Genomic DNA, 13,472 nt, shown 5'->3' on the forward strand with positions numbered 1-13,472 from the left:
TGATCTCAGCTGTCGTAGGGCTGACGCCTCACGCCGTTGCGGGTCACCGAGATCCCTGCCGCCTCCCGGTCCCAGGTCTTCGACGTGATCCCGGTCGCACGCAGGATGTGCTTTTGCACCTTCTGCGTCTCGGTCCGGGGCAGCTCGTCGACCCGTTCGAAGTAGCGGGGCACCATGAAGTGAGGAAGTGTACTCGCGAGGTGGAGCAGGAGCGCCTCCGGGTCGACGGAGGCTCCAGGTTTGACCACGAAAACGAGCTTGATCTCGTCCTCGCCCCACTCGCTCGGCACGGCGACGGCGGCGGTCTCGAGAACGCCGGGATACTGGTTGGCGGCCGACTCTACCTCGAAGGAGGAGATGTTCTCACCGCGTCGGCGGATCGAGTCCTTCAACCGGTCGGCGAAGTGGAAGGTGCCGTCGGGCCGCCGGAGGAAGGCGTCGCCGGTGTGGAACCACTGGTTCCGCCAAGCGCGGACCGTGTCTTCCGGACGGCCCCAGTAGCCGTTCATGAGTACCCACGGCTCGCTGGCCCGCACCACCAGTTCGCCGATCTCGCCGTCGGGCAGCGGGTGGTCCAGCTCATCTACCACCCGGACGTCGTACCCCGGTCGGACCCAGCCGCAGCCGACCTCAGGGGTGGTGACCCAGCCGGTCTGGAGTGGGCAGCTGACCTCGGTCATGCTGAAGATGCTCACGACGTCCACACCGAACCTGGACCGGAAGTCGGCCACCTCCGGGATGATCGGGACCATCATCACCTTCTCCAGTGGGTGCGCGTCGTCGTCGGGACGCGGGTCCTGGCGGTAGAGGAAGTTGGCGACGGCTCCCAGCAACATGGTGACCGTGCACCCTTCGGCGTCGATTTCCGGCCAGAACGCCGACGTGGAGAATCCGTCCCGCAGGACGGCGCTCCCACCGGCGGCTGCCATGCCGGTTACGATGTGCTTGCCGCTCACGTGGCACAGCGGGAAGGGGCAGTAGTAGCGGTCCCGCTCGGTCAGGGCGCCCTTCGGGAAGACGCCTGTGGCGGTGGCATGCAGCTGTGCCCAGGGGACGACCACGCCCTTGGAGGGCCCGGTCGTGCCGGAGGTGTACATCACGCACGAGACGTCGCTCCCGTACGGCGTGGGTCCCTGCCACGGCTCGGAGGACTCGGTGTCGGGATTCACCAGCACGCGCACCCGGCAGCCGGCCGGTACCGTGAAGTCGCCGAACACCACGAGCGTCTCCAGTTGCGGGGTATGGTCCAGGACCGCGATCAGGCGCTCGGCGAACCGTGCGTCCACGACCGCCGTCGACGCCGACGAGTCCGCCGCGACGTGCGCGAGCATCGCACCGACATACGCCGTGTTGACCGGTACCTCCCAGGCGCCGAGCCACCCCAGAGCCATCCAGGTCAGCACGCCTTCGACATCGGTCGGGAACATGGTCAGGACCCGGTCGCCGCGGTGGATCCCCACGCTTCGCAGGTAAGTCGCGAGGCGGCGCGAGCCGAGGTCCGCCTGCTGGTAGGTCAGCGTGCGCCCTGCGACGGTCCGCAGGAAGACCGAGTCCGGCGCCAGGTCGGCCTTGGCCCGGACCAGGCCCGGGAGTGACAGCTCCTCGGTCACAACCTGGTCCGTCCTGCTCTGCGGTCGTCGATGGTCCGGAACTTGACCCCCTCCCCGAGCAGCGCACCGAGCTCCATGACCTCAACATGGGGCGTGACCTCGGTGGCCGACTTGCAGGTGGATGCGACGTTCTGGATCAGGTCCGCCGGCTCTACGTCGTCCGAGATCGCGACGCGAAGCTTCAGCACATCCAGCGACGACAGGTCCGACGGGTCACTCTTGTCGATCACGACCTGTACCTCGCGAACCCCCCGCATGTCCAGGAGCGTGGCCCGGAGGTCGGTGAGGTTGACAGTCGTCCCCTTGACCTTGCTCTCGACGGTTCCCATCACGCGCAGTTGCGAGGCGACGTCCTGCACTCGACCGATCGACAGCAGCCGGTCGACCGAAGACCCGCAGTGCTCGCAGGGCCCGGCGGCCGAAACGGCGCGGTCACCCGTCACGAAACCCGGGAGCACCGAGCCGCTGCCGTCCAGGGGGAACACGGCGATGTAGCCCTCGCCGCCCTCCTCCACGAACTCCCAGTCGGTGGAGGAACGAAAGTCGATGAGCCGCACCGTCGACAGGTCCGACCCCCATCCGTGGTACCCGGTCCCGGGCGCGCACTCGGAGAAGCACCCGAACCGCCCCTCGGTGCTGCCGTAGGTGTTGAGCTGGATTACCGTCTCCGCCCCGATGGCGTGGAAGGAGTCCTCGACGTCGGCCCGGAGGCTCGGCAAGATCGGCTCCCCGCCAAGGCAGCAGACCACCACCGGCGGCACCGAGATCCCGGTGTCCCGGGAGGCCTGGGTCAGCACCGGCAACAAACGGTTCCTCAGGAACGAGGGGGTCGCGAACATCAGGTTGACCTGGCTCTGCAGCAGGTGCCGCGCCAGCCGCTCGGTGGCGATGGCGCCACCGGCCGCCGACCGGAGGCTGAAGTCGGCCACCTTCTCCACGCCGTTGTTGAACGTCCACCACCCCTTGTGGATCGCGAACGGGTAGAGGTTCGCGGCTCGGCAGGGCATGTTCCGCCGCCACAGGTGCAGGGCAGCGATCGCCACCTCGCGAGACCCGGCGATGTCGTAGAGGTCGCAGTCGAACCGCGTCAGATGCACGGCGGTCGGCTCGCCTGTCGACCCACCGGTGTGGAACGCGGTGAAAACCTCGAAGAAGTATCGGTACGCCGAGTCACCGTTGACCGGCGCGGTGCCGACCAGGACCGGCCGCGTATCGAGGGGTGACACGTTGACCGACGGCGGGATCGCACCGCCCGGCAGCGTTCCCGTGGAGCCGTCGGCCCCCGCGCCCGACCGGGACGCCACGGGGCTCGCGACGAACTCCTGGGTGTGACGCCTGTACTCAGCCTTGGTGACAAGGGGCAGCCCCAACCGCTGCCAGTCCGCGATCGACTCCACCGCGTCCAGGTCGATGGCCCGGGAGCGTGCGTTGCGGCGGTAGTACTCAACATTGGGCGCAACCTGGTCCCGGACGAACCGGGCGAACTTGCGGTCCTGGAAGCTGGCGAGCTCCGCGCGCGTCATGCGTTGAAGCTGCTGCATGGACAGAATGCGACGCATCGGCTACTTCCCTCGCGTGCCGGTCTCGCCGAGCGCCTGCCACACCGGCTGGCGCCTCTCCAGGTAGGCCCGGGGACCTTCGGAGCAGTCGGGGTGGTCCCAGTTGGACCGAACGATGCCGAACCCCCACCACAGCGCGTCGTCGAGGCCACGTTCCAGCCCTTCGAGCACCGCGCGCTTGGACTTGGAGACAGCCGTGGGCGAGTTCCGCTGGATGGACTTCGCGATCTCGACGGCGCGCTCGAGGAGCTGGTCGGGCTCGACCACCTCGGACACCAGTCCGATCTGGTACGCGCGGTCGGCCGACATCCTGGTGTGGACGCCCATCAGCGTCATCCGCATCACCTCGCCCAGGGGGATTCGCCGGGAAAGGGCGATGGGCTCGTGCGCGGAGACCTGACCCACGCTGACGTGCGGGTCGGTGAACGCCGCGGTCGACGAGGCGATGACGATGTCGGCATCGTTGACGAAGTGCAGACCGCCGCCGGCGCAGAGCCCGTTCACCGCGCAGATCAGCGGCTTGAAGAACGCCTGGTCGTTGGCGAGCAGCCGGAAGCCGTGGCCACCGGTGGTGTGCGACATCGGCATCTGGCCGGTCTCGGCCCACTCGTTCACGTCCGCGCCGGTGCAGAAGAACCGGTCGCCTGCGCCGGTCACGACCACGACCTCGACGTCCGGGCTGTCCCTCAGCGCGGGCCAGACCTCGCCGAAGTCGGCGTCCAGGCCCTGGCTGATGGAGTTGCCGGCCTCGGGGCGGTTGATCGTCACGATTGCGACGCCCTCCTCGACAGTGACCCGGACATTGGTGAGGTGCTCAAGGAAGATCGGCATGTTCGCCTCCTGGTGGCGGATTGTCGTGACCGGCCGAGCTCGGGTCGTCGGCTGCGCGGTCGGGATGGTGGGCGGCCGCGCTGACGGCGGTCTGTCCCAGGTAGGCGTCGGCCATGCTGGTGCGGTCGGCCATGTCGGCGATGTCGCCTCTGGCCACGACGGCGCCCTTGCTCAGGAGCAGGTAGCGCTCCGCGAGAAGTTCGGCGAGTCCCACGCTCTGCTCGACGAGCACAACCCCGGTGCCACGCGCTTTGAGCCCGGTGATCAACTCGCCGATCTCGAGCAGGATCTTGGGTGCGAGACCAAGCGACGGCTCGTCCAGCAGCAGGAAGTCCGGGTCAGTCATCAGCGCCCGCGCGATCGCGGTCATCTGCCGCTCACCGCCGCTCAGCGTGCCGACGAGCTGCCGACGGCGCTCCGCGAGCCGGGGGAAGGCTTCGAGCGTCTCGGCCAGGCGACGCCCTCTGTCCCTCTTGCTGCGCAGGGTAAAGCCGCCCAGCTCGATGTTCTCCTCCACGGTCATGGTCGGGAACAGGCGACGTCCCTCTGGGACGAGGCGGACCGCGTGCCGCACGACCTCCGCGGCGCCGGCCCTCGCGAGCTGCACCCCTGCCACCGTCACCTCACCGCCGAGCACCGGCCGCAGCGTCCCGGCGATCGACCGGATGAGGGTGGACTTGCCCGCCCCGTTGCTCCCGAGAACGGCCAGACACTCGCCGCCGCGCACCCGCAGGTCCACCCCGAAAATGACCGGCCGCCCGCCGTACCCGCAGGTGAGCCGGCGGACTTCGAGCGTCTTGGTGTTCGGGGGCCCAGCCGTTTGTCCGTCAGCCGTTTGTCCGTCAGGCATGGAGCGACACCCCCAGGTAGGCCTCGATGACCGCGGTATCGGCGACCACGTCGTGCGGCGCACCTTCCGCGATCACAGTGCCGCGGTCGAGGACGACGACCGAGTCACAGGTCCGGACGACGTGGTCGATGTTGTGCTCGATGAGGATCACCCCCACGCCCGAGGCGGCCAAGGAGCGGACTGAGCCGAGCAGGAGCGAGACCTCGTCCTGGTCGAGGCCGGCGAGCGGTTCGTCCATGAGAAGGAGGCGTGGCCTGCGGGTGATCGCCATCGCCAGCCCGACCAGCATGCGGGTGCCGTGCGGCAGGTTGGCGGCCGGCACGTCGAGGCCGCTGCGCTCCTGCAGGAAGCCGACGACGCGCTCGTACTCCTCCGGGCGATCCCGTCGGCCGCTGATCTGGGCGGCAAGGTCGAGGTTGCGCCGCAGGGACTGGCTGTCGAACAGGCGCCCGTCCTGGAAGGTCCTGGACATGCCGAGCCGGTGCAGTTGGGCCGGCGATCGACCGATGATCCGGCGCCCCTCGAGGGTGATCGTCCCGGTTCGGGTGCCCAGGTAGCCGCTCGCGATGTTGAGGAGCGTGGTCTTGCCCGCGCCGTTTGGTCCGATCAGGCCGACGATCCGTCCTGGATCCACGTCGAAGGACACGTCGGTCAGCACCGACAGCCCCCCGAAGTTCTTGGCGACGTTGTGGATGGAGAAAGTCATCTCGGCCGAACCTCCTCGCGAGGGCTTGCACCGGGCCGGAGCCGCGGCACGGCCCGGGCGAGTTCCCCTACGATGCCGCGCGGGGCCACCAGCACGATGGCGATCAGCGCGAGTCCGCTGAGGATGAAGGCGGCGTCGTTGAGGTGCAGGTCACGGAGCCACTCGCTGAGCAGTGTCAGCAGTGCCGCGCCTGCCAGCGGGCCGTAGGTCCGGCCCAGGCCACCCACCACGGCCATCGACAGGAACATGATCGACTGCCACGAGTCGAACTGGCTGGGTTGCAGGTACTGCAGGTACGTGGCGTACAGGCCACCGGCCAGCCCGGCGATGCCTCCGGACACGATGATGGCCGTGAGCTTGGCCCGGTACGGCGTGACGCCGAGCGAGGCGGCCAACGTCTCGTCGTCCTTGGTCGCGGTCCAGGTGGCGCCGACCCGCAGCCGCGCGAGCAGCGCCACCAGCACCGTGACCAGCATCAGTGCGAGCGAGGTCACGATCGCCATGTCACGGGGGAAGAGCGGGTCGAGCAGCGTCCTACCGCCCAGATGCACCGGGCTCAGTGGGGCGATGCCGGTCAGCCCCATGCCGCCCCCCGTCAGCGCCTCGTCGATGCCGAGGTAGATGACCACCAGCTCACCCGCCGCGAAGGTGGTGATGGCGAAGTACAGCCCCTTCAGATGCAGCACCGGCAGTGCGGTGAGCGCCGCGAAGACCATCCCGACCAGGACAGCCGCCACGAGCGCCGGCCAGGGTGCGTAGCCACCTCGCACGATGAGGAGACCGGTGGCGTAGGCGCCGGCGCCCATCACTCCAGCTTGGGCGAGCGAGAGTTGACCGGCGCGACCGAGGACGACGTTGAACGACGTGGCCATCAGGGCGTTGATCGCGATCAGGATGATCAGCGTGTAGCCGTAGTCGCCCATGCCGGTGAACAGGTAGGCCCACGCCGCGAGTGTGAGCGCGAGCGGGACCACCGCGACCAGCAGCCGGTGTCGTCGTTGATGGACAAGAGTCGCCGTATTCATCGTTCTCCCTAGACGGGTCGGGTGGCCCGACCGAGCAGGCCCTGGGGGCGGACGATGAGTGCGATGATCACCAGACCGAACGCGAAGACGTCCACGTAGCGGTACCCGAGGTAGCCGCCCAGCACCGCCTCCGCGAGCCCGAGGAGGACGCCCGCGGAGATCGCGCCCCGGATGCTGCCGATCCCGCCGACGATCAGGATGACGAAAGCCTTGATGACCACCTCCGCGCCCGAACTGGGGCTGACCAGCGATATCGGCGCCAGCAGGGCACCCGCCAGACCGGCCAGCGCGGCGCCGGCGATGAACGCCAAGGAGGCGAACGTCGGCCGATGGATGCCCACGGTGGCCGCCCCCTCCTCATCGTCGGCGATCGCGTGCAGCGCCTTGCCGAACAGCGTGCGCTGGAGCAGCAGCGCCACCACCGGGATCAGGAGCGTGGCGACGGCGATGAGCAGCAGCCGCTCGCGGCTGAGAAACATGCCGGTACCGAGGATCTCCACGCTCGGGCCCATCCCGGTCGGCACCTCCCGGGCCTCGATGCCCCAAATCCACGACGCGCCGTACTGGAAGATCTGGATCAGCCCCACCGAGACAAGGATCATGTCGAGGTGAGGTCGGTCGTAGAGCGGCCGGAACACCAGGCGCTCGATCACCAGGCCGACGACGGCCAGCACCAGCGCCGCGACGGGCAGCGAAAGCAGGTAGGGCAAGTCGAGCGAGACAACGCACACGTACGCCGCGTAGCCGCCCAGCATGAACAGCTGCCCGTGCGCGAAGTTGACCACGTCCAGGGTGCTGAACACGATCGCCAGCCCAAGCGCGACCAGCACATAGATCGCACCGCTGACCAGCCCGTTGGCGAGGTACTGACCCAGCTCAGTCATGTCGCCTGCTGGGAGGTGTCCGGAACCCGGGCCGCTACCCGCGGGGACACCGGGTACAGGTTGCGGCTGATGATCGAACGGTGGACCTCGTTCGCTCCCTCGAAGATCTGCAACGCCTTGGCGGCGCGCATCAGCCGCGCCACGCCGCCGCTCTCGAAGTAGCCCCATCCACCGAGAACCTGGACGGCCTCGATGGTGACCGCCATTGCCGCATCGGTGGCCCGCAACTTCGCCAGGGAGGAAGCATAGGCCCGCTCGCCCGTCGTGGCGCCCGAACCGGGGTCGCACGTCTCGGCGGCCCAGATGGTGAGCCGCCGCGCGGCCTCGACCTGGACCGCCATGTCCGCCAGCTTGAACGCGATCCCCTGCATCCGCGCGAGAGGCTGACCGCCCACCGTCCGGGACTCGGCGTGGAGGAGTGCCCGGTCCAGCGCCTCCGCCGCCACGCCGACCCCCATGCCTGCTGTCCAGCACCGGGTGAAGACGAGGCTGCGCATGAGATGGGGCAGCGCGGACCTGGTGAGGTCCGCCCCCAGGACGTCCGCGGGGTCGACCTGCACGCCGGCCAGCTGAAGTCCCGCCACGCTGCAGCCCTCGAAGCCCATCATGCGCTCGCCGGACCCGATGGTGACCCCGTCCGCCGACGGACTCACCACGACCACGGCGAAGCCGGGGCGCCGATCTTCTCCGGCCGGCTCCTCCTCGACCTTGGCCACCACGAAATAGCGGTCCGCGAGACCCGCGTTGTTGACCATCGCCTTGGTGCCGTCGAGCCGGAGGCCGTCGGCGGTGCGGAGGAGGGTTGTCGAGATGCCCGCGATGTCGGTTCCGGCCTGCGGCTCGGTGATGGCCACCGACGCCACCAACGAGCCGTCGGCGATGGCCGGCAGCAGCTCGCGCTTCTGCTCATCGGTGCCCAGCTCCTGGACGAGGGTCGCGGCGAGGAGCTGGGCGCCGGCGGCCATGCCGAGCGAGGGATCCACTCGGCTCAGCTCGGCGGCGAGCTCGCACGCGGACCGGAGGCCGACCCCGCGCCCGCCGTACGCCACCGGGACGGTGGGCGCGGCCCAGCCGTGGCTGCCCAGCTCACGGACGTGGTCGGCGCTGGGCTGCGCGGACGGGTCGAAGGTGCCGAACAGCCGGTCGACGAGCTCGTCGAGCTGCAGCGGTGATGCGATCGTGTCGCTCACTTGGCCTCCGACCAGTCACCCGACTGCGGGTCACGGGTCCAGGTCGAGCCTTTCACCCGGGAGCCGTCGCCCTTCCAGGTGACGATCGAGAGGACCGGCAGGGCCTGGTTCGCCGGAACCCGGCCGCCGGCCTGGGTGACGAACTGGATGTGGCCCGCGATGCCGTCCACGCTCGCCTTGCTGATGGCTTCGCGGATCTTCGCTTCGTCGGTGAGCGTGCCGGCGTCCGAGAGCGCCTTGGCGATCAGCTGCGGGTACTCGTAGTAGTACAGCCCGACCGACGCCGGCGCGAAGCCGTACTCCTCCTGGAACCGCGAGGTCACCTCCTGCGTGGTCTTGTCCTGGTACAGCGGGTCGGTGCCGTAGTCCAGCGTGATGACCCCGTCGACCGCCGAGCCGCCACTGCTGACGAAGTCGGAGCCGGAGGCGGCGGTGCCGTCGCTGACGATGTCGCCGGTGAAGCGCAGCTCCCGCGCCTGCTTGGCGATGAGTCCGCCGGCCTTCGGGAAGGTCAGCATGATGATTGCCTGGGGGTCGCCCTTGCGCAGTGACGTGAGCGGCGTGGTGAAGTCGGTCCCGTCGGCGGGGAACTTCTCGGTGCCCGTGACGTCGATCCCGAACGTGGGCAGGGTCGTATTGAATTCCTTGGCGTATGCATTGCCGTAGCCCGAGTCCTCGGCGATGATGGCGGCCTTCGTGATGCCGTTCTGCGACAGATACTGGCCGAGCAGCGAAGCCCGGTCATTGGGCCCGGGCAGCACGCCGAAGTAGTTGCCGCCGCCGGCCTGGATGACGCTGGGGTCCGAGCCGAGCCACACCATCGGGATCTTGCGTGGGGTGAGGACGGGCTGGAGCGCCTGAGCCACCGTGGTGGTGTCGCCGAGCAGCAGCTTGATCCCCGGGTTATCCATGAGCTTGCGGACCTCGGTGACGGCCACCGACGGGTTGCTCTGGTGGTCGACCGTGGTGAGCTTGAAGGTGACCTTCTTGCCGTTGACGGTGAAGCCGCCGGCCTTGTTGATGTCGTCGACCGACATCTTGATCATGTTGGTGTAGGTCTTACCCAACCCGCTGGCCGGGCCGGTGAAGTCGGCCACCGCGGCGAGCTGGAAGGTGGTGCCGTCCGAACCACTGGTCGATTCGTGGCCGCCACAGGCGGCCGCGGCCATGAGTGCCACCACCGAGGTGGTGAGCGCTGCCATCGTGCGCACTCGCTTCATGCTTGATCCCTTGCTGATGCTGGCCACGGCTGTGGGGGCACGGCTGTGGGGGCACCACTCAAGCAAGCGGGCATTTGGCGCCTCAATGGGGCGCTCTCCACAATCAGTGGTGTTCTGTGTGCTGAGTCACACCGCCCGTCGACCGTCGGCCGCCGGACGGGCCTCCCTCAGGAACCCGGGCCTCGGCCCGGCGTTCGCCGCTTCCCCGGGTCTCCTTCGTCGTTTACACGGAGGACGACCTCCCGAGCCCCCTGATGCGAAGGCTCCCGCCTCCTCGGGCGCTGGGCGTGTTGCCGGCGAAGGTCGGCCGCCTGATCTCCGTCCTCCGAGGTCGCGACACTCGGCCTGAGCCCGGTGACCGTCTCGCCGGGCGGGGCGGGCGTGGCAGAAGCCTGAATGAGTGTACGAAAACGCTTTCGGTGATGTTGACTGCGGCGTAAGGTACCCGCGAAAGGTGGACGAAAAGGTTTTCTGCCAGAAAGGATCCCCCAGTGAGACGATTAGCCCTGACCGCTACTCTCCTCATCGCGTTCCTCACCGTCCCCACCACCTCCCATGCCGCCCCGACGGCCACGGTCGTCGACATGTTCGGGCGCACGATCAACGCGTACGGCATCCAGCTCGTCGACTGGCAGGGGCACGTCGCCAACCCCGCCCTGACCTTCACGGTCCGGCCGCCGGCCGACGTACGTTTCCCCGTCACCGTCGACCTCAAGGCCGAGGGCACCTCGCGGCTGATGATGGACCTGCCGAGCCAGCTCACCGCGACCGGCGCGACCAAGACGCTCACGTTCGCCAACGCCTCGGAGCAGAAGACGTTCCGGCTGGGCATCCAGTCGAAACGGGGCGCCGGGCAGGACGAGACCCACCTCTTCCGGCTGACGATCCGGGACGCCGGAGGCGCGACGTACACGCAGACGATGCCGATCCGGGTCCAGCAGGACGAGAAGACCCCGCTCGAACCGTCGATCCCGATCACCTTCGACTACCGGTTCGACAACATCACCGGCTACTTCGGCAACGCCGCGTTCCGGGCGGCGGCCGAGGAGGCGGTGAAGGACTGGTTCCGCTACTTCGAGCTGGCGCCCTTCGACAGCGTCGCGGCCGGGGCCGAGCCCAACCACCTGCCGGGCAACGACTGGCAGAACACGATCAACGTCACGAACAACACCGCGTTCAACGGCCACTACGTGTTCTTCCGGGGCATCCAGACGCCGTACTCGACGGGTTATCCCGCCGCGAACGGCCGCTACGCCACGCGCGGCGGCCAGCAGGTCGCGGGCCCGCTGCACCGCTCGACCTCGATGATCTTCGAGTACGACGAGGCGGGCAAACAACTCTTCACCTCCCTCGCCGACGAGGACTGGTGGCGCACCACCATCCAGGGCTCGGTCCTCGACGTGTACGGCCTGGTCATGCACGAATACGGCCACGCCGTCGCCTACCACAGCGACTGGGCCGGCATGCGGTCCTACGTGCAGTCGGGCGGCGTCGACGCGGAGGTCGAGGCCTACCAGGGCATCCGGGTGCCGCTCGACTCCAGCTACCACATCCCCGGAACCCAGCAGTACTGGGACCGCATCAGTGGCCAGAGCGGCGGCTGGACCCACGCCTTCCCGACCCGGCGCTGGACCCTGACCAAGCTGGCGCTGCTCATCGCGGAGAACGCCGGCTGGCGCCTCAACCGCAACCTGACCCCGTTCCTGCCCCCGTCGATCACCACGACGACGCTGTCCGCCGGAACGGCCGGCACGGCCTACTCCCAGACCTTGGCGGCACGCGGCGGGGTTCCGTTCTACGACTGGACGATCACCGGCGGCGCGCTCCCCGCCGGGCTGACCCTCGACCGTTTCACGGGTAGCATCACCGGCACCCCGACGGCCAACGGCACCTCGCAGTTCACGGTGCAACTCCGGGACTACGACAACCGCAGCACCCCGGTGAGCCGGACCTTCTCGATCACCGTGGGCGGCACCTCGGCCGTGAACCTCGCCCGGAGCGCCACGCCGAGCGCCTCCTACACCTCGCCGTGGGAGTCGGTGGCCGCGATCAACGACGGGATCGACCCGCCGAGCTCGAACGACACCGTCAACCCGCGCTGGGGCACCTGGCCGAACACCGGCGCCCAGTGGGCTGAACTGACCTGGCCTTCGGCGCAGACCCTCCGGTCTGCGGACGTGTACTTCTTCGACGACGGCCAGGGCATCGACCTGCCGGCCTCGTGGCGGCTCCAGTGGTGGAACGGGTCGTCCTACGTGGACATCCCGGCGACCTACCCCGTCGCGGCCAACACCTACAACCGTGCCACCTTCTCCCCGGTCACCACGACCCGGCTGCGGGTCGCCCTCCAGAGCGGGGCGGCGTCGGTCGGGCTGCTGGAGGTCAAGGCGTTCGGCTGATCTCCCCTCTTTGAACGGGAAGCGTTTACTATCACGCGTTCCACCTGCTGGATTCCTGTTATTAGTTTGGTCGATTGACAAAATGCGGGCAGGGATCCTACGGTGCGCTCGCTCCCCCGGTGAACGCTCCCCCACCAAGGAGGCGCAATGCTCCTTCGCCTCAAGGCCAGGATCGGAGCGTCAATGCTCGCGGTCCTGGCCTTGTCCGCCGTGTTCGCGGCGGTCGCGGTCCAACGCCGCATCGAAGATTTCTCGGGCGAGGTTCCCGGCCTTCCCGTCTCGTTGAGCCCGGGATGCGGCCTAACTACCCATTTGCCATGCAGTAAGCGATCCACAACGATATGGGACTCGTGATCCGAATCATGGTTCCCATCGCCGCGTTCCTCGCCGCCAGCTTGATCCCGAGCAGCGCCGCGTTCGCACGTGTTGCCGACGACCCCGCCGTGAACCGCCTCTACACTGCCGGCGCCATCGCCCGCACGACCTGCGCCGAGAAGCCGATCAGCAAACGCAACAACTTCCCCATCGCCAAGGCGTACGTGACCAGCGTGGTGGGCTGCCTCAACAAGGCCTGGTCCAAGCACCTGGCCAAGACCGGCCACAAGTTCGCGAAACCCAAGGTCACGCTGCTGTCCAAGAACCCCGCCCGCTTCTGCGGCAGCAAGTGGGAGAAGGAGACCATTTACGACTACTGCTTGCTCAATCGGACGATCGCCATCGTGCTCGACCGGCGCCTGCTCAACCTCGAGCCCAACGACCTCTACATCTTCCTCACCACGGCCGAACTGTACGGCCAGCACGTCCAGAGTCTCACGCGCCTCGACGCCGGCTGGGCCGAGACCGCCCCCGACCCCGATGAGGACGAGGAGGGGTTCGCCGAGAGCGTCCGCCGCCTCCACCTGCAAGCCGTCTGCCTGGGTGCCGCCTTCACCGCGAGCGTCTACAAGTCGATGCCCCGCAAGACGGCCGAGTGGAAGTCCATCGTCCGCGAGAAGAGCAAAGAGGTCGGCTACATCTACGGCTCAGCCAAGGCCATCACGTATTGGCTGAACCGCGGCTTCAACTCCCGCAACCCCAAGTACTGCAACACCTGGAGCGCTTCCACTGCCCAGGTTTCGTAACCAGAACCCATCGCCGCGAGACACAGCATCGTGATCGTGGTGGCGGCGACGGCATCGCGCGCGCCGATCGCTTAACC

The 13,472-nt window shown here is 68.3% G+C and carries 11 protein-coding genes; 2 read left to right on the plus strand and 9 right to left on the minus strand.

Annotated features, from left to right (window positions below; translation table 11 throughout):
* Window positions 1-5 precede the first annotated feature (5 nt).
* From KIP79_RS15835 to KIP79_RS15875, 9 genes are read right to left on the minus strand one after another with little or no spacing between them, the layout of a single operon-like run.
* The gene (locus tag KIP79_RS15835) at window positions 6-1,610 is read right to left on the minus strand and encodes an AMP-binding protein (protein WP_214105568.1); all 1,605 of its coding nucleotides are present in this window, start codon (window positions 1,608-1,610) and stop codon (window positions 6-8) included.
* Entirely contained in the window at window positions 1,607-3,133 is a 1,527-nt protein-coding gene (locus tag KIP79_RS15840; protein WP_214105569.1) for a phenylacetate--CoA ligase family protein, read from the minus strand. Before KIP79_RS15840 ends, KIP79_RS15835 begins: the two co-directional genes overlap by 4 nt.
* A gap of 39 nt (window positions 3,134-3,172) precedes the next feature.
* On the minus strand, window positions 3,173-4,000 hold the full coding sequence (locus KIP79_RS15845; RefSeq protein ID WP_214105570.1) for an enoyl-CoA hydratase/isomerase family protein: 828 nt from the start codon (window positions 3,998-4,000) through the stop codon (window positions 3,173-3,175).
* Window positions 3,984-4,850 (minus strand): ABC transporter ATP-binding protein, encoded by an 867-nt coding sequence (locus KIP79_RS15850; protein ID WP_214105571.1) that lies wholly within the window; start codon window positions 4,848-4,850, stop codon window positions 3,984-3,986. The genes KIP79_RS15845 and KIP79_RS15850 overlap by 17 nt, the downstream gene beginning before the upstream one ends.
* Window positions 4,843-5,556: an ABC transporter ATP-binding protein gene (locus KIP79_RS15855; RefSeq protein ID WP_214105572.1), complete on the minus strand. Its 714-nt coding sequence runs from the start codon at window positions 5,554-5,556 to the stop codon at window positions 4,843-4,845. The genes KIP79_RS15850 and KIP79_RS15855 overlap by 8 nt, the downstream gene beginning before the upstream one ends.
* Window positions 5,553-6,581, minus strand: a complete 1,029-nt coding sequence (locus KIP79_RS15860) for a branched-chain amino acid ABC transporter permease (RefSeq protein WP_214105573.1) — start codon at window positions 6,579-6,581, stop codon at window positions 5,553-5,555. Before KIP79_RS15860 ends, KIP79_RS15855 begins: the two co-directional genes overlap by 4 nt.
* Before the next feature lie 8 nt (window positions 6,582-6,589).
* Window positions 6,590-7,465 (minus strand): branched-chain amino acid ABC transporter permease, encoded by an 876-nt coding sequence (locus KIP79_RS15865; RefSeq protein ID WP_214105574.1) that lies wholly within the window; start codon window positions 7,463-7,465, stop codon window positions 6,590-6,592.
* Window positions 7,462-8,655: an acyl-CoA dehydrogenase family protein gene (locus tag KIP79_RS15870; RefSeq protein ID WP_214105575.1), complete on the minus strand. Its 1,194-nt coding sequence runs from the start codon at window positions 8,653-8,655 to the stop codon at window positions 7,462-7,464. The genes KIP79_RS15865 and KIP79_RS15870 overlap by 4 nt, the downstream gene beginning before the upstream one ends.
* Window positions 8,652-9,875 (minus strand): ABC transporter substrate-binding protein, encoded by a 1,224-nt coding sequence (locus KIP79_RS15875; protein WP_214105576.1) that lies wholly within the window; start codon window positions 9,873-9,875, stop codon window positions 8,652-8,654. The genes KIP79_RS15870 and KIP79_RS15875 overlap by 4 nt, the downstream gene beginning before the upstream one ends.
* A 491-nt stretch (window positions 9,876-10,366) precedes the next feature.
* Here KIP79_RS15875 and KIP79_RS49455 point away from each other — a divergent pair, with 491 nt between their 5' ends.
* Entirely contained in the window at window positions 10,367-12,274 is a 1,908-nt protein-coding gene (locus KIP79_RS49455) for an Ig domain-containing protein (protein ID WP_214105577.1), read from the plus strand.
* Window positions 12,275-12,636: 362 nt separating this feature from the next.
* Complete coding sequence (locus KIP79_RS15885; protein WP_214105578.1) at window positions 12,637-13,395, plus strand: hypothetical protein; 759 nt, start codon at window positions 12,637-12,639, stop codon at window positions 13,393-13,395.
* Window positions 13,396-13,472: the final 77 nt, after the last annotated feature.

It is taken from the genome of Acrocarpospora catenulata, from assembly GCF_018476525.1.
In the GTDB taxonomy this organism is placed as follows: domain Bacteria; phylum Actinomycetota; class Actinomycetes; order Streptosporangiales; family Streptosporangiaceae; genus Acrocarpospora; species Acrocarpospora catenulata.

Coding starts and splice junctions, on each gene's coding strand:
- KIP79_RS15865 (WP_214105574.1), bottom strand. CDS start 7,465: ATGACTGAGCTGGGTCAGTACCTCGCCAACGGGCTGGTCAGCGGTGCG.
- KIP79_RS15875 (WP_214105576.1), bottom strand. CDS start 9,875: ATGAAGCGAGTGCGCACGATGGCAGCGCTCACCACCTCGGTGGTGGCA.
- KIP79_RS15885 (WP_214105578.1), top strand. CDS start 12,637: ATGGTTCCCATCGCCGCGTTCCTCGCCGCCAGCTTGATCCCGAGCAGC.
- KIP79_RS15840 (WP_214105569.1), bottom strand. CDS start 3,133: ATGACGCGCGCGGAGCTCGCCAGCTTCCAGGACCGCAAGTTCGCCCGG.
- KIP79_RS15845 (WP_214105570.1), bottom strand. CDS start 4,000: ATGCCGATCTTCCTTGAGCACCTCACCAATGTCCGGGTCACTGTCGAG.
- KIP79_RS15850 (WP_214105571.1), bottom strand. CDS start 4,850: ATGCCTGACGGACAAACGGCTGACGGACAAACGGCTGGGCCCCCGAAC.
- KIP79_RS15855 (WP_214105572.1), bottom strand. CDS start 5,556: ATGACTTTCTCCATCCACAACGTCGCCAAGAACTTCGGGGGGCTGTCG.
- KIP79_RS15860 (WP_214105573.1), bottom strand. CDS start 6,581: ATGAATACGGCGACTCTTGTCCATCAACGACGACACCGGCTGCTGGTC.